Annotated in this window: 19 protein-coding genes; 7 read left to right on the forward strand and 12 right to left on the reverse strand. The window is 62.2% G+C overall.

All coding sequences use genetic code 11. From position 1 onward, the window contains the following. Window positions 1-5: 5 nt before the first annotated feature. From aat to HDEN_RS04130, 7 genes are all read right to left on the reverse strand, one after another. Window positions 6-677, reverse strand: a complete 672-nt coding sequence (gene aat / locus HDEN_RS04100) for a leucyl/phenylalanyl-tRNA--protein transferase (protein ID WP_041921539.1) — start codon at window positions 675-677, stop codon at window positions 6-8. A 60-nt stretch (window positions 678-737) separates the two neighbouring features. Beyond that, window positions 738-2078: an acetyl-CoA carboxylase biotin carboxylase subunit gene (gene accC / locus HDEN_RS04105; RefSeq protein WP_013214869.1), complete on the reverse strand. Its 1341-nt coding sequence runs from the start codon at window positions 2076-2078 to the stop codon at window positions 738-740. Window positions 2079-2121: 43 nt separating this feature from the next. After that, window positions 2122-2607, reverse strand: a complete 486-nt coding sequence (gene accB / locus HDEN_RS04110) for an acetyl-CoA carboxylase biotin carboxyl carrier protein (RefSeq protein ID WP_013214870.1) — start codon at window positions 2605-2607, stop codon at window positions 2122-2124. Window positions 2608-2672: 65 nt separating this feature from the next. Beyond that, the gene (aroQ, locus tag HDEN_RS04115; RefSeq protein WP_013214871.1) at window positions 2673-3122 is read right to left on the reverse strand and encodes a type II 3-dehydroquinate dehydratase; all 450 of its coding nucleotides are present in this window, start codon (window positions 3120-3122) and stop codon (window positions 2673-2675) included. A gap of 166 nt (window positions 3123-3288) precedes the next feature. Next, window positions 3289-4155, reverse strand: a complete 867-nt coding sequence (locus tag HDEN_RS04120) for a DsbA family protein (protein WP_041921540.1) — start codon at window positions 4153-4155, stop codon at window positions 3289-3291. Window positions 4156-4187: 32 nt separating this feature from the next. Further along, entirely contained in the window at window positions 4188-5594 is a 1407-nt protein-coding gene (locus tag HDEN_RS04125) for a M48 family metalloprotease (protein WP_013214873.1), read from the reverse strand. A 220-nt stretch (window positions 5595-5814) separates the two neighbouring features. Further along, window positions 5815-8892, reverse strand: coding sequence for an Rne/Rng family ribonuclease (locus tag HDEN_RS04130; RefSeq protein ID WP_013214874.1), 3078 nt, complete (start codon window positions 8890-8892; stop codon window positions 5815-5817). Between the two features lie 777 nt (window positions 8893-9669). On the opposite strand from HDEN_RS04130, the gene HDEN_RS04135 reads away from it, so the two are divergent. From HDEN_RS04135 to prfB, 3 genes are all read left to right on the forward strand, one after another. Continuing rightward, window positions 9670-10932, forward strand: a complete 1263-nt coding sequence (locus tag HDEN_RS04135; protein ID WP_013214875.1) for an N-acetylmuramoyl-L-alanine amidase — start codon at window positions 9670-9672, stop codon at window positions 10930-10932. Between the two features lie 147 nt (window positions 10933-11079). Next, the gene (locus HDEN_RS04140) at window positions 11080-13665 is read left to right on the forward strand and encodes a penicillin-binding protein 1A (RefSeq protein WP_013214876.1); all 2586 of its coding nucleotides are present in this window, start codon (window positions 11080-11082) and stop codon (window positions 13663-13665) included. A gap of 121 nt (window positions 13666-13786) precedes the next feature. Beyond that, window positions 13787-14921, forward strand: a protein-coding gene (gene prfB / locus HDEN_RS04145; protein ID WP_013214877.1) for a peptide chain release factor 2 whose coding sequence is annotated in 2 segments (ribosomal slippage) — window positions 13787-13855 and window positions 13857-14921 — 1134 coding nt in all. Because the reading frame shifts where the segments join, the coding sequence is not laid out codon by codon here. 107 nt (window positions 14922-15028) lie between these two features. On the opposite strand, the gene HDEN_RS04150 is transcribed toward prfB, so the two are convergent. Further along, window positions 15029-15418, reverse strand: coding sequence for a tautomerase family protein (locus tag HDEN_RS04150; RefSeq protein WP_013214878.1), 390 nt, complete (start codon window positions 15416-15418; stop codon window positions 15029-15031). Window positions 15419-15565: 147 nt separating this feature from the next. Further along, complete coding sequence (locus tag HDEN_RS04155) at window positions 15566-15874, reverse strand: hypothetical protein (RefSeq protein WP_013214879.1); 309 nt, start codon at window positions 15872-15874, stop codon at window positions 15566-15568. A 207-nt stretch (window positions 15875-16081) separates the two neighbouring features. Here HDEN_RS04155 and HDEN_RS04160 point away from each other — a divergent pair, with 207 nt between their 5' ends. The 4 genes from HDEN_RS04160 (at window position 16082) to HDEN_RS04175 (ending at window position 19388) form a co-directional block, all read left to right on the forward strand. Continuing rightward, window positions 16082-16978, forward strand: coding sequence for a class I SAM-dependent methyltransferase (locus HDEN_RS04160; RefSeq protein WP_013214880.1), 897 nt, complete (start codon window positions 16082-16084; stop codon window positions 16976-16978). Next, window positions 16975-17784, forward strand: coding sequence for a TrmH family RNA methyltransferase (locus HDEN_RS04165; protein ID WP_013214881.1), 810 nt, complete (start codon window positions 16975-16977; stop codon window positions 17782-17784). Before HDEN_RS04160 ends, HDEN_RS04165 begins: the two co-directional genes overlap by 4 nt. Before the next feature lie 4 nt (window positions 17785-17788). Then, complete coding sequence (locus tag HDEN_RS04170; protein ID WP_013214882.1) at window positions 17789-18727, forward strand: 50S ribosomal protein L11 methyltransferase; 939 nt, start codon at window positions 17789-17791, stop codon at window positions 18725-18727. A gap of 67 nt (window positions 18728-18794) precedes the next feature. After that, a complete protein-coding gene (locus HDEN_RS04175; protein ID WP_013214883.1) occupies window positions 18795-19388 on the forward strand; it encodes an NnrU family protein in 594 nt (197 codons plus the stop codon). Window positions 19389-19397: 9 nt separating this feature from the next. Here the strand turns inward: HDEN_RS04175 and HDEN_RS04180 are convergent, their stop codons facing one another. From HDEN_RS04180 to HDEN_RS04190, 3 genes are all read right to left on the reverse strand, one after another. After that, on the reverse strand, window positions 19398-20021 hold the full coding sequence (locus tag HDEN_RS04180; protein ID WP_150103188.1) for a hypothetical protein: 624 nt from the start codon (window positions 20019-20021) through the stop codon (window positions 19398-19400). Beyond that, window positions 20021-21205: an exo-alpha-sialidase gene (locus tag HDEN_RS04185; RefSeq protein WP_013214885.1), complete on the reverse strand. Its 1185-nt coding sequence runs from the start codon at window positions 21203-21205 to the stop codon at window positions 20021-20023. The genes HDEN_RS04180 and HDEN_RS04185 overlap by 1 nt, the downstream gene beginning before the upstream one ends. A gap of 122 nt (window positions 21206-21327) precedes the next feature. After that, entirely contained in the window at window positions 21328-22995 is a 1668-nt protein-coding gene (locus tag HDEN_RS04190; protein ID WP_013214886.1) for a L,D-transpeptidase family protein, read from the reverse strand. Window positions 22996-23161: the final 166 nt, after the last annotated feature.

The following is a 23161-nucleotide window of genomic DNA, read 5'->3' on the forward strand; positions in this document are numbered from 1 at the left end:
CTTGTTTAGTGTTCCTGAGAAATGACAGCGGCAACATCGGCGCCGGTCGCATCGCGAGGCAACGCGAAGAAGTCGGCGTCTTTTTCCAGCGCGCGCTCAAGCTGCGCCTGGAACAGGCCGCGATCCAGCTCGATGGTGCCGAACTGGCGGAGATGCTCGGTCACGAACTGCGTATCGAGGAGCGTGAAGCCGCCCTTGATCAACCGCGCGGTCAGGTGAACCAGCGCGATCTTGGAAGCGTCGCGCTCGGTCGAAAACATGCTTTCGCCGAAGAACGCGCTTTTGAGCGCCACGCCATAAAGACCGCCGACGATCTGGTCGCCATGCCAGACTTCGACCGTATGACAAGCGCCGAGATCGAACAGCTCGCGATAGAGCCCACGGATGCGGGAGTTGATCCAGGTCGACATGCGTCCGGCGCGTGGCGCGGCGCATCCGTCGATGACGCGTTCGTAGTCGTTGTCGACTTTCACTTGCAGCGGCGTCGTGCGGACGGTGCGCAGAAGCCGGCGGGGAACGTGGAAGTTATCGAGCGGTAGAACACCGCGCTGCTGTGGTTCGATCCAGTAGAGCGCGGGGTCATCCGCACTCTCTGCCATCGGGAAAATGCCACAGCTGTAGGCCTTCAGGAGGACCTGAGGCGTAATCTCGAACATTGGATCGTCACGCGACGCCATGCCGGTACTTGCCAAGCGAACTCTCAAGCGCGCGCGGAACAAGTCGCGCAGAGGCAAACTCTACTTCATCCCCAAATGTTTTTCGAGCCAATGAATATCGTAGACGCCATCGGCGATGTCGGGGTCTCTGACGAGATCCTGGAACAACGGGATCGTCGTTTCAATGCCATCGATCACGAATTCGGATAATGCGCGCCGCAAGCGCATCAGGCAATCGTTTCGCGTTTTGCCGTAGATGATGAGCTTGCCGATGAGGCTGTCGTAGTATGGCGGGATGCGATAGCCCTGATAGACGCCGCTATCGACCCGGACGCCGAGGCCGCCGGGCGGATGCCAGTAGGTGATCTGGCCGGGAGAGGGGCGAAAATCGCGAGGATTTTCGGCGCAGATCCGGCATTCGATGGCATGGCCTTTGAGTTCGATGTCGTCCTGCGTGAAGCTCAGCGGCAGGCCAGCTGCGACGCGGATCTGCTCGAGCACGAGATCGGCGCCCGTCACCATCTCGGTCACCGGATGCTCGACCTGCAGGCGCGTGTTCATCTCGATGAAATAGAACTCGCCGTCCTCGAACAGGAATTCGACCGTACCGGCACCGCGATACTTGAGCTTGCGCATCGCGTCGGCGACGGTGTTGCCGATTTTCTGGCGCTGCGCTGCGTTGAGGGCGGGCGACGGGCTTTCTTCGAGCACCTTCTGATGGCGGCGCTGCAGCGAGCAATCGCGCTCGCCGAGGTGGACGGCGTTGCCCTTGCCGTCGCCGAAAACCTGAATCTCGATGTGGCGCGGCTTCTGGAGATACTTTTCGATGTAGACGGCGTCGTCGTTGAACGCAGCCTTGGCTTCAGAGCGCGCGGTTGCGAGCGCCGTGCCCAGATCGGCGGCCGATGTCGCGACCTTCATGCCGCGTCCGCCGCCGCCGGCTGCTGCCTTGATCAGGACAGGGAAGCCCATGTCCTTGGCGACTTTCATCGCTTCGGTTTCGCTGGTGACGGCGCCGTTGGAGCCCGGAACGACCGGAATGCCGAGCCGCTTGGCCGTTTCCTTGGCTTCGATCTTGTCGCCCATGATCCGGATGTGTTCGGACGTCGGGCCGATGAACGTGATCTTGTGTTCTTCAAGGATTTCCGCGAAGCGCGCGTTTTCCGACAGGAAGCCGTAACCCGGGTGCACGGCGTCGGCGCCGGTGATCTCGCATGCCGTGACGAGCGCCGGAATGTTCAGATAGCTGTCGCGGGCGGGCGGGGGACCGATGCAGACGCTTTCATCGGCAAGGCGGACGTGCATCGCATCGGCGTCGGCGGTGGAATGAACCGCGACCGTCGCTATGCCGAGTTCCCGGCACGCGCGCTGAATGCGTAAGGCGATTTCCCCTCGGTTTGCGATCAAGACTTTATCGAACATTGGTTCTCCAGCGTCCTTGCCCGTGCCGTGCACGCGCAGCGCTTCATTCAATGATGAACAGGGGTTCGCCGTATTCGACGGGCTGCGCGTTTTCGACGAGGATCGCCTTGACGGTGCCGGAGCGCGGCGCGGGGATCTGGTTCATCGTTTTCATCGCTTCGATGATGAGAAGCGTGTCGCCCTGGTTCACCTTGCTGCCGACTTCGCAGAACATCGGCGCGCCGGGTTCGGGCGAACGGTAAGCGGTGCCGACCATCGGCGATTTGACGGCGCCGGGGTGCTTCGAGAGATCGCCGGGCGCTGTCGTCGGCTTCGGTGCTTCGGCGGCCGGCGCGGCTACGGGAGCCGGCGCGGCGTAAGCGGCAGCGGGGACCGCGTTGATCGAGATTTTCTTCGCGACGCGGATCTTGAGGCCGCTCTTCTCGATCTCGATCTCGGTCAGGCCCGTATCGTTCAAGAGCTCGGCAAGCTCACGGATCAGCTGACTTTCGGCGCTCGCGCTCTTGGGGCCTTGGTCTTTTGCGGTCATCAGTCCTCTGTCCTCGAGGTTTATCCGTTTGCGTCCGACTTATAGCCTACGTCTATACGCGATCGTCACGCCTTGCGGGTCGCCAATATGTTCGCCATGGCTTCAATCGCAAGTTCGTAACCCTTGCCGCCCAGGCCGCAGATGACGCCCGTTGCCGCAAGGGAAACGTAAGAGTGCTGACGAAACTGGTCGCGGCGGAAGATATTCGAAAGGTGGACTTCGATCACCGGCAGCTCGGCCGCCTGGAGGGCGTCGAGAATGGCAACCGAGGTGTGCGTATAGGCTCCGGCATTGATAATGATGCCTTTGGCCTTGCCGCGCGCCTCCTGCACCCAATTCACCAGCTCGCCTTCGATATTCGACTGGCGAAAATCGATCTCCAGTCCGTGCGCGGCGGCGGCCTTCCCGGTGCGTGCGCGGAGATCTTCGAGCGTTTCGCTGCCGTAGATCGCCGGCTCACGGACGCCGAGCAAATTGAGGTTGGGGCCGTTCAGGACGTAGATACGAGTGGTCATTTAGGGATTGCTCAAGCGCCGGGCGGTGCCCAAGCCATTTGCGGAGCCAAGGGTCTACCAGTTTTCCCGGCGAGCGCAAAGCATGCCTCGGGCCCCGCAGGTCCGGGGCCCGAAAGATTAACAAATTTGCGTGCCGGGGCTGGCTTTAGGCTCCGGCGGCGGCCGATCAGCAGATCGGGCAGCCCTCTTTGCGGAAGCCGGTGACGAGGGCTTCAAGCTGGTCATGCAAGTCGTCCGGAGCGCCCGGGATCGACTTGTCGCCGACCAGAAAGTGCGGGGTGCCGTTGATGCCCATGTTCTTGGCGAGAAGCACGTCGTCGCGCAGTTCGTTTTTGACGTCGTCGCTCGCCATATCGGCTTTGACCTTGGCGACGTCGGCGCCGAGGGACGCGGCGATCTTGAGGGCGGAGGCTTCGTCGGCGTGGCCCTTCGCGGCCAGCATCGCCTGATGGAATTCCCAGTATTTGCCCTGACGCTTCATCGCGAGCGCGACGCGCGCCGCTTCCTCCGAGCCCTTCGACAGGATCGGCAGTTCCTTGAAGACGACGCGAACCTTCTTGTCGTCCTGGATCAGCTTCTGGACTTCCGGGAGGCCGCGTTTGCAGTAGCCGCAGTTGTAGTCGAAGAACTCGACGACGGTGATGTCGCCGTTGACGTCTCCGGCGACGGAGCTGCCAGGGCTGCGGAAGATCGACTTCGCATTCTCGGCCATGAAGGACTTGAGCTTGGCGTCCTGGTCCTTCTGCATCTTTTCATCGAGTGCGGTCTGCACGTCGATCATGATCTCGGGATTCTTGACCAGATAATCCTTGATGATTTCGCCGAGCGCCTTCTTCTGTTCGTCAGAGAAAGCCGAACCACCGGCGGTCGGGGCGACCGTTTCCGCGTGTGCGCGAGGCGTGACGATCCTGTCGAGATGGCCTGCCGCGTAGGGCAGCGCCAGCGCCGCGGCGATCACGGACATCACAACGGCGGCCTTGTGCCCTGTCGATGCCGAACCGGCGATGTTTCGGGCGAAGTTCTTTACGGTCATGAATATTGTCTCGCTCATTGGACTGGGACGGCTCATGTCTCAGGTTTGTAGTTGATGATGTCGTCGTTCTTCAACCATTCGGGCGATCCGGCGCGCAGGCGGGGCTGCGCGCGTTTCGCAAAGATTTGCGCCTGTTTGACGTCGCCTTCGTAAAAGTACGCCTGAGCCGTCATCGCGTCGGCTTCAGGGCCTTTGCCGAGTTTATAGTAGGCGTTGGCGAGCAGGCGGTAGGCCCTCCCGTTCTGGTCCGTAATCAGCGACCGGCGCAAAAGCTCGATCGATTGCTTGGAACTGCCGCCGTCGTTGTTGCCTTGCAGCGCGTTGGCGAGTTCGACCTCTATCAATGGGCTCGAAGGCGCCAGTTTCAAGGCTTGCTGCAAGAGCGGAACGGCGCTGGACTTCTTGCCAGCGCGCATGAGGACGTCGGCCTTCAGCTCGTAGAAGTATGGATAGTCCGGGTTTTCCGCGATCAAGCCGTCGATCTGCTTGGTCGAACTTTCGAGCGCGCCGGGGCCACCTCGGAAGAATGTTGCAATGGCGCGGGCGTATCGCGCCGGCAACGATTTGTCGCTCTCAGGGTAGCGATTGAACACGGCGACAGGCGTTTCGAGATAACCCGAAAGCTTGGCGCGCATCAGGTCGTGGCGAAGCTGCAGCGACGGAGGATCTTTCTGGTCCACATACGGACTGGCGGTGACGAGTTGGTTCAGTCGCGCCAGTCGATCGACAGAGAGCGGATGGGACCGGATGAATGGGTCCTGCATATCGGACGAGAGATATTCCTGCTGCTTGAAGCGCTCGAAAGTATCGAGCATGCCGCGTCCGGATTGCTTGGTCGCGGTGAGATACTTCAGGCCAGCCTGATCCGCCGCCGATTCCTGCGACCGGCGCTCGGCAAGAAGACCCTTCATGATGATGTTGCCGCCGCCCTGCAGGATCGCCTGACCACCCTGCATGGTCTCGCGTCCGGTGCTGCCGCCGGATACTCCGCCCGCGACCATTGCGCCGAGGCCGAGCACCTGCGTCAGCAGCATGCGTGTCTGGTCCTTGGCGATGCGCGCGCGGAGCGCCGCCATATGGCCACCGGCGATATGGCCGCTTTCGTGCGCAATGACTCCGATGACTTCGTTCGGCGTTTTCGCCTGCACTAGCGTGCCGGTGTGAACGAAGACGTTGGCGCCATCGAGCACGAAAGCGTTGAAGGCGTCGTTGTTCACGATCCTGACGGTGACACGGCCGCCGCCGAATCCGGCCGCCTGGAATATTGGCTTCGCATAATCCTGGAGCAGTGCTTCGATCTCGGCGTCGCGGATCAACGGCAGACCCTGAGCGCGGGCGCGCGGCGCACCAAGCGCAATTCCGGTCGCGAGCACGCAAAGCGCCAGCACGAAACGGCACGCGAATGGGGCTTTGAAAATTGAGTTGCTCGTCGCGCGCATATCGCTGTGCCTCAACCTCGATGTGTGTCTCGAGACACCGTGACGCTACAGATATTCAGCAAGTCCGGCCCGGTCAAACTCGCGGCCTCGGCGGATATGATCAGACATCATAATAGGGCGCGAGGATGGCACTTTCCCAGGCGCGACCGCCGCTATGTGCGCAAAAGGCCGCCGCACATATTCGTACGGCGACCTTTTTCTGTTTCAGACGCGCGTAGATTTACTCGCTGCTGAATTTCCGCTGCCACCAGCCTTTGCGCTGAGGGACCGCGGCTGCGGCGGCATCTGCCTCGGCGGCTTTTTCGCCTGGACCGACGACGACGCGTTCGATGCGCGGTTCGCTTGACCCGATTTCATGCCGACGGCGAGCCGGGGCAGCCGGGGCTGCGACCGGTTCCGACGCGACTTCTACTTCGGCTGCGATCGGCTGCGGGGCGGGCTCAGGCGCGAGGACGACGGGTGCAGGCTCTGGCGATTGGTCGACCTCTGCAGGTTCAGGTGCAGCGTCGTCGGCGCCATTGGCGGCGGACGGCACGTCCCAAACCCGGCGCGGACGCCGGCCGGAAGAGGGCGCTTTGGCGCGATCCGGTGCGCCGGTCTCGGCAGGCTCGTTCTGCTCCGCTGCTTCGACAACTTCAACGACTTCGACGGCCTCGTCAGAGCCTTCGTCGTCGAGATCCGGCTGGTCGGTGTCGGACGCAGTTGCGTCGGACGCTGCATCGCGTCCGCGTTCACGTCCGCGACGGCCGCCACGGCGTCCGCGTCTGCGGCGCTTGTTGGGTTTTTCGTCGGAACCTTGTCCGTTCGATGCTTCGGCGTGCGCGCCATCATCGACGGACGGCTGGTCGCCGAGACCTTCGATATCAGCTGTCGGCTCATCGAAGTCGGAATGCGCGTCGTCCGTTGCGGGCTGATCGCGTTCGGAGTCGTCCTCACGCTGCTCCAACGAGTACTCCTCGCCACGATCGTCGCCGCGGTCGCGTCCGCCTCTGCCGCGGCGTCTGCGGCGGCGGCTGCGACGCTGGCCGTTTTCCTCACCATCGCGGCTGCCGTTGCGCGTCTCGCGATCGATGACGTCCTCGTCAGCGTCTCCGGCCTCGTTCGCGGAATCCATGTCGGACGGCGCGTAGGAGGGCGCGTCGCCTTCAGCGTCGAAGCCCCAGTCCATGTTGACGGCGGCGCGTTCGGTCCGGCGTATCGGAAGAGCCGATGCGGCGCTGCGTTCGACGGTGAAGTTCGCACCCTGGACGCGGTCACTGCCGAGCACCGTCACGGAGTAGCCGTGCCGGACTTCCATGTCGGCGACGTAGGCGCGCTTGCTGTTCAGGATATAGAGCGCAACCGCGGACGTGGTGGTCGCGACGAGCGGGCCATTGGCGCCGGCCGTGATCGCATCCTCGATGCCGCGCAGCACTGCGAGCGCGATGCTTTCGGTCGAGCGGATGATGCCGGTGCCCTGGCAATGCGCGCATTGCGAGGTCGAACCTTCGAGCACGCCGGTTCTGAGACGCTGGCGCGACATTTCCATCAGGCCGAAATGCGAAATGCGGCCAAGCTGGATGCGTGCGCGATCGAAGCGAAGCGCGTCTTTCAGGCGGCGTTCCACCGCGCGATTGTTGCGCTTCTCCTCCATGTCGATGAAGTCGATGACGATGAGGCCCGCGAGGTCGCGAAGCTTCAACTGCCGGGCGATTTCGTCGGCGGCTTCGAGGTTCGTCGCGAGCGCGGTTTCCTCGATCGAGAATTCGCGCGTCGATTTTCCGGAGTTGACGTCGATCGCGACGAGAGCTTCCGTCTGGTTGATGACGATGTAGCCACCGGAGCGCAAGGTCACCTGCGGCTGGAACATCGCGTTGAGCTGGCGCTCGACGCCGTAGCGCGTAAACAGCGGCGTCGGCTCGCGATAAGCCACGACGTTCTTCGCGTGGCTCGGCATCAGCATCTTCATGAAGTCGGCGGCTTCCTGATGCCCGGCGTCGCCCGCGACGACGATTTCCTCGACGTCCTTGTTATAAAGATCGCGGATCGAGCGCTTGATCAGGTCGCCTTCCTCGTAGACGAGGCTTGGCGCCGTCGACTGCAGCGTGAGATCGCGGACGCTTTCCCAAAGGCGCAGCAGATATTCGAAATCGCGCTTGATCTCCTGCTTCGTCCGCGCGGCGCCGGCCGTGCGGATGATGAGGCCCATGCCCTCCGGAACCTCGAGTTCCTGGGCGATGGATTTCAGACGGCGGCGATCCTGCGGATTGGTGATCTTGCGCGAGATGCCACCACCGCGAGCGGTATTCGGCATCAGAACGGTGTAGCGGCCGGCGAGCGACAGATACGTCGTGAGAGCCGCGCCCTTGTTGCCGCGTTCTTCCTTGACGACCTGCACTAGGATGATCTGGCGGCGCTTGATGACTTCCTGGATCTTGTAGCTGCGCGGGCGGCGACGCTGGCGCGAGCGCGGTCCCTCGCGGAATTCCGGCTGCGAGCCTTCGTCGTGATGTTCGTGCTCGACAGAACCGTTGTCGTTCAGCGCGTCCTGATGTCCGGCGTAATCGTCCTCGACCGACGGCTGGTCGGAGAACTCGTGCTCCGGCTGTTCCTCATCGTTCGCGAGGACCGAAGGCGCGGCTTCGTCGTCTCGAGCGACTTCGCTCGCGGCCATCGGCGGTTCTTCGCCTTGGTCCGATGCAGCGGTTTCGTTTTCTTCCGGCGCGCTGAATTCGGCGGTCTCTTCAGGTGCAGGCTCGATGCGAACGTCTTCGACCGAGCGGCGAACGGCCGACGCGACGACCTTTACGGACGTCTCGCTTTCTTCGTCGCCACCGATCTCCTCGATGTGCTCGTCTTCCTCGACATCGACGATATGGGACACCTCAAGCGACGTGTCGGCGGGGGAAATGTCGCCGAAATCATCGCCGGGCGATTCCGGGCCGGTATCGGAGTCTGAGTGAGACCGCACATTGCGGCGCGCCAGCGCTTCGGCGCGACGGTCGGCAGCGGCTTCCAGTTCGGCTTCCGCAGCGGCTTCCTCGTCAAGCAGAGCCTGACGATCGGCGACCGGGATCTGATAATAGTCGGGATGGACTTCGTTGAACGCGAGAAAGCCGTGGCGATTGCCGCCGTAATCCACGAAGGCCGCCTGCAGCGACGGCTCAACGCGTGTCACTTTCGCGAGGTAGATGTTGCCGCGCAGAAGCTTGCGGGCAGCACTTTCGAAATCGAACTCCTCTACCCGGCCGTTGCGTTGGACCACGACCCGAGTCTCCTCGGGATGCGTGGCATCAATAAGCATTTTTGTATTTGACATTGATTGAATTCCTTGGCGCGCCTGAGCGGCTCGCATGCGGGATCGCCAGTAGCGGCGGTCATTGCGAGGTTCGTGCGGCGGCGCATTTTGTTGGCAGAATGTGCGGAAGTGTGAAAAGGCCAGGGCGATTGGCGCAGCACTCCACGTCCGGCGGCGCGCGTGCGGCTCACCGTTTCAATCGCGCGAACGGTTCGGACGATCGTCCTGCCGCTGCGGTTGTGAATGCTACGAGTTGGCGTCATGGCCCGTCGCGTAGTGCCCGGCTCCGCGCCAAATAGCGGAACGTCAGCCGGGGAATGGGTTTTGCGACGCTTATGGCGTCACGTTGAAAGAATGGCCGCCCGGTTACAGGTGATGCACATAACTAACCGGCAGGGGGCGACCGGCTCGAAGTCATCCATCCTTGACGCTGCCATAAGGACACTGCCCTAAGGGCTTGACGCCAAAGCGCATTTTTTTGAGCGACGCCGATACCCGTGCACCCGCTCAAAGCGTGCGATCCGTGCGCGGTTGGTTACCTGTGAACGCAGAAATTCAATTCTGCAGCAGGCCGACCAAATCACGCGGGCGCTTACCGATCTATCCCGCAGACGGGGGTCTGCAGCGCCATCGAATATAGTGAAAGTCTACGAGGTCGATCCCGGACTGGCAAGTGCTATAAAGCCGAAGCGGAGACACGCCCTCATTTCTGGGCTAAGATATATATTGTCTCTGAAAACAAAGCCTTAACGATCGGGGGGTCTAGGGCGGCGTTGGGGCATCGGGGGTAAGCGTGGAATGAGGGGGTTTTCAGAACGTCTCTGGAACGCTCGGTTTTTCGCGACCGTGGCGCTGGGGCTGGCGCTCTTTTTGGGCGCAGGGCCGTCCCAGGCGCGGCAGGGCCGCGCGGTCGAGGCCACAGCCGTCAGGTTGTTGGACGACGGCAAGTCGACCACGTTCGAACTGACGATCAGCAAGGATCTGACGGCGCAGGTCTATACGCTGGCTAACCCGTATCGCGTCGTCCTGGACCTGCCGGAGATGGCGTTCCGCCTCGATGCCGCGGCGGGGAAACAAGCGCGCGGCGTCGTCTCGGCTTTCCGTTACGGCCTTTTCGCGCAGAACAAGGCGCGGGTGGTGCTCGACACTACGGGGCCGGTCGGGATCGTATCGGCCGGAATGACGCGCATTCCGGGAAGTAAAGCGCTGAAGCTCGCCGTGGTTCTGGTTCCGATGGATGCCGCCGCTTTTGGCGGGGGAACGGGCGCGTCGCTCGCGGCGGCTACGGCCTCCGAACTCGTGCCCGATCAGGGTTTGCCGGAAACAGCCGAGCGCCAGCGCAGGAACCATGCGAAGCCGGTCATCGTCATCGATCCGGGCCACGGGGGCATCGATCCGGGGGCGCTCGGAGCCAACAATGTCGCGGAGAAATCGGTCGTTCTCGCGGTTGCTCTGCAACTCAAGGCGGCATTGGCCAAGACCCGTCGCTACGAGGTCAAGATGACGCGAACCGACGATGTTTTCATTTCGCTCGAGCGCCGGCTCAAGTTTTCCGCAGAAAACGATGCCGACCTTTTCATCTCCCTGCATGCCGATTCAATCGAAGAAAAAAGCATCGCGGATTCAATTCGCGGCGCGACCGTTTACACCCTCTCGGACAAAGCGTCCGACGAGCAGGCGCGGATCATGGCCGATAAGGAAAACGCGTCCGACCTGATCGCCGGTATCGGGTCCGTCAACAACGAGGGCGGGGAAGAGGTCAAAAACATCCTGATCGACCTCCTGAAGCGCGAAACCTCGAATTTTTCCGCCGATTTTTCCAACGTGCTGTCGAAAAAGCTCGGCCAGGCGATCACAATGTCACGCATCCCGAGAAAATCGGCGGCCTTCAAGGTTTTGAAGCAGCCCCATGCGCCATCCGTTCTTGTCGAGCTTGGTTACATAAGCAACACTATGCAAGAGCAGGAAATGATGACCGGCGACTGGCAATCGAAGGTGGCGGAAGCGATTGCGTCGGCGGTCCAAAGTTATTTCAGCAAGCGCACGGCGGCACAGCCTTAACGACGGAAGCGGCTGACGACGTGCTGCCACATTCACCGCTAATGTGCGATTGCGACGGGTTGTTTTTGCTGCGCCGCAGAAATAAACCAGCGCTGACACACATCAGAAAACGTAAGCCAGCGATCGACTGACGGAATCTGCGATTTGATGCGCGCGCCAACGCTGCCGCCCCAAGGGGGCAATAGAAGAAGGAAGAAGCGGCGCAAAAGCCTGCTGCTGAGTTTTCTCGGCTTCAGCTTCGCAACGTTCGTTCTGCTGTTCCTTGCCGCATCGGCGGGCGCCGGATTCATGGTGTGGCAGGCGTCGCGCGATCTGCCCGACTACGAGAGCCTGTCGAAATACGAGCCGCCGGTCATGACGCGCATTCATGCGCATGACGGATCTCTGATTGCCGAGTTCGCACGCGAGCGGCGCATCTTCGTCCCGATCAACACCATTCCGAAGCGCGTCATCGGCGCGTTTCTGTCGGCGGAAGACCGCCGCTTCTACGATCATGGCGGCATCGATTTCCAGGGCGTCCTTCGCGCCGTTTACGCGGCGGTCGAAGCGAAAATGCACGGTTCGAACAAGCGTGCCCAGGGTGCGTCCACGATTACGCAGCAGGTTGCCAAAAACTTCCTGCTGACCAACGAGCGGTCGATCGAACGCAAGATCAAGGAAGCCATTCTGGCGGTGCGCATCGAGAGCGCCTATTCGAAGGACAAGATCCTCGAGCTTTATCTCAACGAGATCTATCTCGGGATGAACTCCTACGGCGTCGGCGCGGCGGCGCTGACCTACTTCAACAAAGAGCTGAAAGATCTGAACGTCGAGGAAGCGGCCTACCTTGCGGCGCTTCCCAAAGGCCCGAACAACTATCACCCGTTCCGGCAGAAAGCCCGCGCGACCGAGCGGCGAAACTGGATCATCGGCGAGATGGCCGAGAACGGATATGTCTCCGCGGAAGAGGCTACGGCTGCGAAACAAAAGCCGCTCGCCGTCAATCTCCGGCCCGTCGGCGCGCATATTTCGACGGCGGAGTTCTTTGCCGAGGAAGTGCGGCGGACGCTGCTTGCGCGTTATGGCGAAGACAAACTCTATGGCGGCGGCCTTTCGGTCCGCACGACGCTCGATCCGCATCTGCAGCAGCTTGCGAAAAGCGCGCTGATCGACGGCCTCGTGAAATTCGACCGCAAACGCGGCTGGCGCGGGCCGGTGTCGAAGATCGATATTTCCGGTGACTGGGGCGAAGCGCTCGGCGCGATCCGCAGCCCGGCCGATATCCAGCCGTGGCGGCTCGGCGTCGTTCTGGAAACCCAGAAAACGAAAGCGGTCATCGGCTTCAAGCCGGCGCGGCAACAGGACTCGACGCTCGTCAAGGATCGCGAGGCGGTCGAGGTCACGCTCGATGACATGAAATGGGCCGCCTACCAGAAGGGCGGGAAAAAGATCGATGCGAAATCGACGGGCGATATCCTGAAGCCTGGCGACGTCGTCTACGTCGCTCCGAAAGATCCGGCCAATATTCAGGGCGTGTGGTCGCTGATGCAGATCCCTGAAGTCGGCGGCGGTCTCGTTGCGATGGACCCGTATACCGGTCGCGTGCTCGCGGTCGCCGGCGGTTTCTCCTATGACCTCAGCCAGTTCGACCGCGTCATCCAGGCGAAGCGGCAGCCGGGCTCGTCGTTCAAGCCGTTCGTCTACGCGGCGGCCATCGACAACGGCTACAAGCCATCGTCGATCATTCTCGACGCGCCTATCGAAATCGATCAGGGTCCGGGTCAGGACATCTGGCGGCCTGAGAACTACGACGATAAAGACGCCACAGGTCCCGAGACGCTGAGGTTCGGCATCGAGCACTCGCGCAACCAGATGACCGTGCGGCTGGCGCAAGATCTCGGCATGCCGCTGATCATCGATTACGCCAAGCGCTTCGGCATTTACGACGACATGCTGCCGGTGCTTTCGATGTCGCTCGGTGCAGGCGAGACGACACTGCTCAGGATGGCGACCGGCTACTGCATGCTGGCGAACGGCGGCAGGGAAGTGAAGTCGACGCTCATCGACCGCATTCAGGATCGCTACGGCCGTACCATCTGGCGGCACGACGAGCGCCAGTGCATGGGCTGCACGGCGGATCGCTGGGCCAATCAGCCGGAGCCCGAGCTAATCGATGACCGGCCGCAGGCCATCGACCCGCATACGGCCTATCAGGTAACGTCCATTCTCGAAGGCGTCGTGCAGCGCGGCACCGGCCAGGTTCTGAAATCTCTCGATCGGCCGATCGCCGGCAAGACTGGTACGACGAACCAGGAAAAAGACGCCTGGTTCATCGGCTACACGCCGACGCTCGTGGTCGGCGTCTACGTCGGCTACGACACGCCGAAGCCGATGGGCAAAGGCAACACCGGCGGTCTGATCGCGGCGCCGATCTTTGGCGAGTTCGTCAAGAACGCGATGGTCGATACGCCTCCGGCGCCGTTCCGCGTCCCGCCGGGAATCAAGTTCGTCCGCGTCGATCTGAAAACCGGGCTCAGGGCTTCGGCCGACGACACCAAGACGATCCTCGAAGCCTTCAAGCCGGATGAAGAGCCCGACGACGGCTATTCAATGATAGGTTTTGCGAATGCGACGGCCGATGCCTCGGCTGCCGCTGGCGCAAGTCCGTATCAGGCTCCGCCGCCGCCACCACCTCCACCGCCGCAACCGAGCGCGCGGCAGGACGGCGGTCTTGCGCCAAACGGCTTCTGGTAAAGACGCATTGCCGCGTGCAGGGAGCAGTGCGTTTACAGCGGCGCATGATCTTCCTATTACCTTCCGCCCACGATCTTGATTGTTTCATGCCGGCTGCTCGCCGGTTTCCGGAGGCCGCCCGATGCGCGCAGAAGCGCAAAAATTGTCCGACGACATCAAGGAGGCGATTGCCCTCCTGAGGAGGTCTCTTTGACTGGGAGACTGCCGAAGATCGTCTAGCTTCGCTCAACGCGAAGGCCGAAGACCCCAATCTCTGGTCGGATGCAAAGAACGCGCAGAAAGTCATGCGCCAGCGCCAGACGCTCGAGCGCTCGGTCGAAGATTTCAAGCGTCTGCAGCGCGACTACGATGACGCGCTGACGCTGATCGAGCTTGGCGAAGCCGAGAGCGATGAAGCGAGCGTCAGCGAGGGCGAGGCCGCGCTGAAGCGCGTCGATCTCGAAGCGCATCGCCGCTCCGTCGAAGCCATGCTGTCGGGCGAAGCGGATGGGATGAGCACTTATGTCGAAGTGCACGCCGGCGCGGGCGGTACCGAGAGCCAGGATTGGGCTTCGATGCTGGCGCGCATGTACGCGCGCTGGGGTGAACGTCGCGGCTACAAGGTGAAGCTGATCGACGAAAGCCCGGGTGAAGAAGCGGGCATCAAATCCGCGACGTTCGAGATCGACGGAGATAATGCGTTCGGCTGGCTGAAGACGGAAGCGGGCGTGCATCGGCTCGTTCGCATCTCGCCGTTCGACAGCAACGCGCGCCGGCACACGAGCTTCGCTTCCGTTACCGTCTATCCGGTGATCGACGATACGATCGAAGTCGATATCAACCCGGCTGATGTCGATATTTCATTTGCGCGCTCGTCGGGCGCCGGCGGCCAGCACGTCAACCGAACGGAATCGGCCGTTCGGCTCGTGCATAAACCGTCTGGCATCGTGATTTTCGCGCAGGAGCAGCGCTCGCAGCATCAGAACAAGGACATCGCGTTCAGACGCCTCAAGGCGCGGCTGTACGAGATGGAATTGAAGAAGCGCGAGGCCAAGGCCAATGCCGAGCAGGCCGCGAAGACGGATATCGGCTGGGGTCACCAGATCCGTTCGTACGTGCTGCAGCCGTATCAGCTCGTGAAGGATCTCCGCACAGGCGCGCAATCGACCAATCCGTCTGAAGTCCTGGACGGCGATATCGATCCCTTTATCGAAGCGGCGCTGTCGCAGCGGCTCAAGGGTGGCGGCGAAGCGATCGTCGTCGACGATCTCGACTAGCGCAGTGAGCGCAGCGCAAGCTTTCGGCTGAACCTAAAGCCTTTCCGCTTTTCGTCGAAGTGCGGAGCGGCTTTAGGAGTTTTGTTTCCTGCTTTTCCGGAAGCGCCCTAGAGCTCGCCCGTCAGGAATTGTGCGCGGCCGAGGCCGAACGACCAATCCTCGTCGTTGCACGTCACGAAGTTCATCATCACGTCGGACGGCGCGATGCCGCTGCTCTTCTGCAGCTCTTCCACGATCAGGCGATAGAACTGCTCTTTCTGCTCGCGCGTGCGTGGCCGCGTCGTGACCTGGATCAGCACAAACTTGTCGGTCCGCGGAATGTCGAGGCCGGTGTCCTCGGCGATCAGCGTCGATGCGTCGTGCTCGTGCACCACCTGATAGCGGTCACGCTCCGGCACTTTGAAGGCTGCCAGCATGGCGCGATGCACGGCATCGAGAAGCGTCTTCTTCTCAGCGTCGGTGCGGCCTTTGTAGAGATCGAGGCGGAGGAGGGGCATGGGACAACCTTATGATGCGCGCGGGCATTTTAGCATGCCTGCGGACGGCGTTCGAGTGCGCCGCTTTCAATGCCATGACAAGTCGGGGCCATGACAAGCCGGGGCGTCGCCGCAGGCCGGTATCGGCATTAACCGTCGTCTGCGTGATTACCGGAACATCGACCGGTCGCCGGGCGAAGAATAGAAGCCGCGCATCGGCGGGGTCGGCTTCAGTTCCCACGGCGGGCGGCCTTCATCCGATGTGTCCGCGCTGGCGCTGCGGCCGTCGTTCGCCGAAACGCCGAACTGGAAGCCGCCAACCGCCTTGTCGATGTCTTGTTCGTCGGGCGCCTTGAAATTCGCCGAGCCATCAGAATTTGTGCCGCCGACCGACGTCATCTCGAACGCATAGGACGCGCCGGCGAACGTCATCGCCGCTGCGAATGCCGCGCCTGCGATAAGACGATGAATGCGCATGAGTTTCCCCCACCTGCAATGACGCGCACTTTAGCTGGCTAGTAGCCGGTGTTTGGGGACGCATGTTGGCGTGATTTGTCTTTTTTTCAAGGTGTTGCGCATCGGTTACGGGGGCATTCGGTCCATGCCGGAGGCTCTGGCCTGTCAAGCGGCGGCAATCGTGCTAAAGCCGCGAGGACTCGAACATTTCTGGATCTCCCGCCGCCGATGCCTCCGCCCGACCGTCTGCAACTCATCTCATCCGACGGGTTTCGCGATTATGCGCTTCTCGATTGCGGCGCGGGGCGCAAGCTGGAGCGCTTCGGGTCGATCATCGTCGACCGGCCCGAGCCGCAGGCGCTTTGGCGGGCAAAGCTCCCGAAATCGGAATGGTCGAAGGCGCATGCGGTTTTTTCGGCGTCCGGCGAGGACGATGAAAAAGGCAAGTGGCGCGTGGACAAGCCGGTGCCCGACGCGTGGCCTGTCAAAATCGATGGGGTCACAATGCTCTGCAAGCTCGCGGGGCTCTGGCATCTCGGACTGTTTCCGGAGCAATATCCGCATTGGCAATGGATGCTGGAGCGAATCGCGGCCGTCAAAGGCGAGACGCCGCGCGTTCTTAATCTATTCGGGTACACGGGAGCCGCCTCCCTGATCGCCGCGAAGGCGGGCGCTGAGGTGACGCACGTCGATGCGTCGAAGAAAGCCATCCAGTGGGGCAAGGAAAACCAGTCCGCATCGAAGCTCGATCAGGCCAAAGTCCGCTGGCTGCTCGACGATGCCGCGAAGTTCGTCGCGCGCGATGTTCGCCGCGGCAAGACTTATCACGTCATCCTCGTCGATCCGCCGAAGTTTGGGCGCGGGCCTGAAGGCGAAGTCTGGGATCTGTTCAAGAACCTGCCCGACCTGCTTGGCGACGTTGCGAAGCTGCTGGCTCCGAAGGACGCCGCGATGGTGCTGACGGTCTACGCGATCCGCGCCTCGGCGCTGGCCTTCGATCAGTTGCTGCGCGACGCGCTTAACGGCAAAGGCGGCGCGTTTGATACCGGCGAACTCGCCATTCGCTCGCAGAGCGGGCCGCTTGTCCCGACGTCGCTGTTCGTCCGCTGGAACGGTCAGTCATGAACGCGCCGAAGATCATCACCAGCCTGACGAACGATCGTGTGAAAGCCATCCGCGCGCTCGAGATGCGCAAGGTGCGCAAGGAAACCGGGCTGTTCGTTGCCGAAGGCGCGTCGCTGCTGATCACGGCGCGCGACAACGGCTTCGTGCCGGAAACGCTAGTCTATCAGTCCGGCACGGCGGAAAGCGGTATTACGCGGGGGCTCGTCACGCACGCGCTGAACGCCGGCGCGGAGGTTCTCGAAGTTTCCGAAGCCGTGCTCGGCAAGCTCGCATCGAAAGACAATCCGCAAACGGTGCTCGGCGTGTTCCGGCAACGGTTCGCAGAGCCTCCCCCGGCGCCGAAGGTCAATGCCGGGGAAACGTGGGTGGCGCTGGAAGAAATTCGCGACCCCGGCAATCTCGGCACCATCGTCAGGACGGCAGACGCGACCGGCTGCGCGGGCGTCATTCTCGTCGGGACGACATGCGATCCTTATTCGCTGGATGCCGTCCGCGCCACGATGGGTTCGATCTTCGCCGTGCCGATCGTGAAGATGGAGCGGTCGGCATTTATTTCGCTGCAGCGGGCGTGGGCTGGCGATGTCATCGGCACGCATCTCACGGCGCGAGAGGATTTCCGGTCGCTCTACCGCGAACCGCAACTGATCGTGATGGGCGGGGAAGGTCCGGGTCTCTCCAGCGAGGCGGCGGCTTCGTGCACGAAGCTCGTCAAAATTCCGATGGCCGGAAAGCTCGACTCGCTCAATCTCGCAGTTGCAACGGGGCTGATGCTTTATCAGATCCGCGGACCGCAGCTGAAGCTTTGACGCCATGCGCATCGAATATCACCGCACGCTGATCGCAGACACGGCCCGGAACGAAGCGTTTTTCCGGGCGCTGAAGTCAGTCATCGAGCCCGGCAAGACGGTCGTCGCCGACATCGGCGCCGGGACTGGGCTGCTCGGACTGATGGCGTCGAAGCTCGGTGCGAAAGACGTTTTCCTGTTCGAGACTGCGGAGGTTGCGGGCGTCGCGGCGCAGGTTCTCAAGGCGAACAAGGCCAAGCGCTGCCATCTCATTCCATGCCACTCGACAGAGTTCGACGACAAGCTCGCGGTTGACGTCATCGTGTCGGAAACGCTCGGAAACTACGCGCTTGAAGAAAACATCATCGCGACGCTGGCCGATGCGCGGCAGAGATTTCTAAAGCCCGGCGGGACGATCATTCCCTCGCGCATCGCGCAGTATGTTGCGCCCGTGATTGCGCCACGGATCGACCAGGAGCTTCGCGCGTGGCAGCGCGTCGGCCACGGTCTCGATCTTGCGCCCGCGCAGGCGATGACGCTGAACAATGCTTATGTCCGTCTGCTGAAGCCTTCGGAGCTTCTCGATGGCGGGGCGAGCGCCGTCCTGTGGGATTCTGTCGATCTCACGCGGGAGACGCGTGCGAAACGAAAAGGGCAGGCCGAGTGGCGTCTCACGTCGCCGGCGACGGTCTACGGTTTTGCGGTCTGGTGGACGGCAGAGCTGGCGCCGGGCATTTCGCTTTCGACGGCGCCCGCGGCACCGCGCACGCATTGGGAGCAACTGTATTTTCCGCTGGCCGCGCCGATCGAGGGCAAGGCGCGCGAGCAGGTCACCGTTGAGCTTCGCTCCAATTCATCGGAGGAAGGCGGCACCCATCTCGCCTGGACGGCGATCCACAGAAATGCGCATGGCACTGTGGTCAATCGGCACGCACACGATCTCAATAAAGGCTATTTGCCTTGAGAACCGCCTTTGACGCCCCCAATTATGCGGGGCTTACCGCCCGGCCAACCTAAAGGATACGCCTGTCATGATGGTTCTCGTCGTCGGTCTCATTCTGTTTCTTGGCGTGCACCTGGTGCCTACGTCGCCCGAGCTGCGCGACGGCCTCAAGGAGCGGATCGGCGAGATGCCCTACAAGGCCATCTTCTCGCTGCTGTCGCTCGTCGGGTTAGTCGTCATCGTGCTTGGCTACCACAAGCTGCAGCTTCATCCCGGAAAGAATCCGATCCTTTGGGACCCGCCGACCTGGACGCGGCACATCGCTGTCGCGTTGATGCTGCCGGCGATGATCCTGCTCGTTGCGTCGGTGATCCCATCGCGCATCCGGACCGCGGTTCGGCATCCGATGCTGATTGCGATCAAGACGTGGGCGTTCGCGCATCTGATCGCGAACGGGGATCTCGGCGCGCTGCTGCTGTTCGGGTCCTTCCTCGCGTTCGCCGTCTATGACCGCATCTCGGTAAAGAAGCGCGGTGCGCAGGGGCCGCTCGGCAACGCGACGCCATCCAGCGCGATCAATGACGTCATCGTCGTTGTCGTCGGCGTCGCGCTCTATGCGGCGTTGCTCTACGGCGGGCATCAGTGGCTGATCGGCGTGGCGCCAATTCCGCAGCTCGGTTGAGCGCTACGATCAGGCAACAACGGAACCTGCGGGTTTCGGCTTGCGGATCACGGCCGCTATGGCGATCGTGATCCAGGCGCCGATCGCAAGCAGCCACGCTAGCGGATCGATGACGTAGTCCCACAGGTTGAGACTGCGGCCGGCTTCAAGCAGAAATCCGATGATGCCGACGTTCAGCGTAGCGGCAATGAAGAAGTAGCGGCGGAAAAGGGCGTAGGCGAGGATCAAGACGAGCGCGAGCGGCAGCACGTAGCCGCTGTAGCCTAGTGCATACGGGTCGTAATTCAGGAAGCCAACCGCGCCGGGGTAAAGCAATACGCCCGCAAGAACGAGCATCGCGGTGCCGAAGCGAAATTCGCTGCCGCGGTCGAAGCGCTGCCCTGTCACGGCGCTGATCGCGAAAAGTGCGAGAAGCAACAGGCCCGGCGCCGATGGCCGCTCAAGGGCGGACACGATCCAGTCGAAGGCTGAGCGTGTCGAGATCGGGATCAGCACGGCCGCCGCGATGGCGATAAGGCCGATTGCAATTCGCTTTGCCGGACTGAGGCGCACGAGGTGGCTCAACGCGGCAGCCGCTGCGAAAACCAGCAACACGGCGCTCGATCGATCGAGAAGGTAGTCGACAGCGGACATCATTTCTGTTCGGCCGATCGTTCGAGGTTCTGTTCGATCCAAGCGCTGGAAACGCGCACATGATCGATCACGTGTTGTGGCGGAGGACGCGAGAAGACGACATCGAACTGACCGGGCTCGGACTCGAGCAGGAACGGATACGCGGTGGCGTCGCCTTTGACCTGATCGTTGACCTGCACCAGCGTGCCGATCCTGCGAAAACTGGTTCCGTCGAGATTTGAGAACGCGAGCTTGACGTTGGACTCGTCTTTCGGATCGTCGTTGAACGCGAGCAGAATGCGCGTCTCATCATAGCGTATCGCGGCGATGGGGCCGCCGGGATTTGGAAGATCGATCGGTGCGACCGGCGTCCACGTGCGTCCGGCATCGGTGGTGCGCGTGATCAGGATGCTTTGCGGCCGGAAGCTGTTCAGCCGGCGCACGAAGGCGATGGCGGTCGTCGGACTCGTAGGCACGATGGCGGGCTGATAACCGACGGTTCCGCCATTGCCCATGCGCACCTTGTCGACGACGCGTCCGTTGCCGTCGAGCACAAGCATGATCGGATATTTGCGGTTCATCTCGTGATAGGCGGGCAGCGCGATGCGGTCGCCGGAAAGGCGGATCGGCAGTGACTTCGTCAGATGCGACATGTTGAGGAACGGCGACGCGTAGAGCCGCTGTGCCCGTTCCCATGTCTGGCCGTTGTCGGTGCTGCGAACCAGAATGATCTCGCACGTTGCCCAGCCGCTGAGGCGCGAAGCGGCGAAGAACAGCCAGATCTCGTTGGCGGAGCGGCGGAACGCGACGGGATTGGCGAGCGACTTGACCGTCAGGCCGATGTCACGCGTAACGGCGCTGCTATCCTTGACGACGGCAGTCGGCGACCAGTGCGTGCCGTCGAAACGGGAGGAGACGATTTCGGCATTGGCGGCGCCTTCGTAGACGGCGCGATACCAGAATGCGAGCAGGCCTGCCGGCGTTTGGATCAGCGATGGGCCGTGGACGAAATCCTTTTCGTCGGGCGGTGTGATGGTTGCGGCGTGGATTTGCTGATCGCCACGTACCGGCGCTTGCGGGACATCGACGACGAACGTCCACGGTTCGACGCGGTTGGTCATTTTGTAGAGCAACAGTGCCGACAGCACGACTGAACAGGCAATCGCCGTCCACGTGGTCAATGTTCTGGTTGTGCGCCGATCCACCAAGCCCCATCCACGTTCGAGTGTCGCGGGCGGGTATATGCCTGCGCGGTCCACTGTCAACGAACTGAGGTGAGACAGCCGTCGGTTAAACTGGGAAAACCCGAGCCGATGAGGCCGTTTTGTCACTTCGTCAGAACGACGAATTCCGTGCCGCTGCCGTTTTCATGGTCCGGCAGCTCGCGGTCGGACACGATCAACGAGGCGCCTGGGCGTGCCCGCTCGGAGATCATCGACATGATGTCGTCGGGAATTGCGAAAGCGGACAGGGCGGCGGTCGCCATGCGCACGCTCAGATTGCCTGCCGGAGCCGCGGCATCGCCCCGTCTCTTGCGCACGTCGTCGAGGAACGTCTTTCCGGCCGCCGGAACCTGAGCGCTGACCAATCGCCAGTCGAACGTATTGGGGTCTTCGCCATAGCGCATTGCGGTGAAGACATGCGTGCCGACGGGGCCGGGAAGGGGCGCGACGGAGATCGGCGCCTCGAGGACCGGCTCGGTGCCCTGGCGCACATAGAGGCGTTGCGCGCGCAGGCTGACGAACACCGAAATCGATTTCGAGCGCAGGCGCACGTCATTGTTCGCATCCGCCAGTTCGCGCTTGGCGGAGATAAGATCGGTCTGAGCGTTGCGGAGTGCGATCGAGACGTTGTCGCGCGCGGCCTTGGCCGCGGAGTAGCGAGCCTGAACCTCAGCAAAACTCCATTCGGTTTTTGCAGCGTTCGTGCGCGCGTCGTCGGCATCGCGCGTTGCCTGAAGCACGGCATTCTCGAGATCGGCTTCGCGATCCAGCATTGCATCGGGCGTTAGAGACGATCCCGTACCGGAGGACATGAATGCCGAGAATGCGCGAATGGCGTCCTGCTGGCGCAATTCGGCGTTCTTGACGGCGGCTCTCAGCGGCTCGCCGGAGCGCTGCGCATCTTGCAGTTGCCGCTCAGCTTGCGCGAATTCCTTGGCGGACTCATCGATTTTGGCGAGCGCTGCCGTTTGTGCAGCGTCCGCCGATTTCAACGTGGCCTGCAGACGCGTTATGCGTTCCTGCATCAACTGATCGACTTCGACGCGCGTCGCCGGGCGGCGCTGCGGATCGCGAGGCATGTCGGCGACGGCGCGTGCGAGCGCCGGCGAGATTCCAATCAGAAGCGGAAAATCGGGCAGCGCATCGGTCGTCGTGTCGTCGGGCTTGTCATTGACGGCGACGCGCGGATGGCCGGACGATCCGAGTTTCATCGCCGTCTTGTCGTCGAGCGGCAGCGGCTTGAAGAGTTTCGGACTGCTGAAAGCGACAGGTTCAGCATCCGTTGCGGTGATCACGACGCGGCCGCCGAGTTTCGTCATGCTGTAAAGCGTGCGCGCGAAACTGTGAGGCAGGCGAACGCAGCCGTGCGAGGCGCGATATCCCGGAACGACGCCGGCGTGCAGCGCAATTCCGGACCACGTCAGCCGCTCCATGTACGGCATCTCGGCGCCGGCATAGATGTTGCTGCGGTGTTGAACCTTCTTCTCGAGAATGGAGAAGACGCCAGTCGGAGTCGCAAATCCCGGTCTGCCGCTCGATATGCGCGACGATGTGATCTCACCGTCAACGTCGAATACGCGCAGCCGCTGGTTTCGGAGCGAGGCGACGATGATCAGCGGGGAATTCGAGCGCGGCGCGGCGGCCGTTTCCTGGGCTTTCGGCGTTCTCGGTTTGGCGATTGCGACGGGAGCGGCGACAATGGCCAGAGCGATGCCGATCGCCGCTACGGCGTGGCACTTTCCCCGACACAACTGTTTGCTCAAGCGACGCACGCAACCCCACCTGACGCCGAACCAAACCCGTCACTGACGCGAGACAAAAGAAAACGTCCGCCGTCAGCACCCATGAGTTCGTTATAAGACCGCGATCGAGAGCGGCAACGAATGTCGCAGCAACGTGCGCAGGTAGGCTCTAATCTGTTGCATGAACTCCACGTTT

It is taken from the genome of Hyphomicrobium denitrificans ATCC 51888 (assembly GCF_000143145.1).
GTDB classification, from domain to species: Bacteria; Pseudomonadota; Alphaproteobacteria; order Rhizobiales; family Hyphomicrobiaceae; genus Hyphomicrobium_B; species Hyphomicrobium_B denitrificans.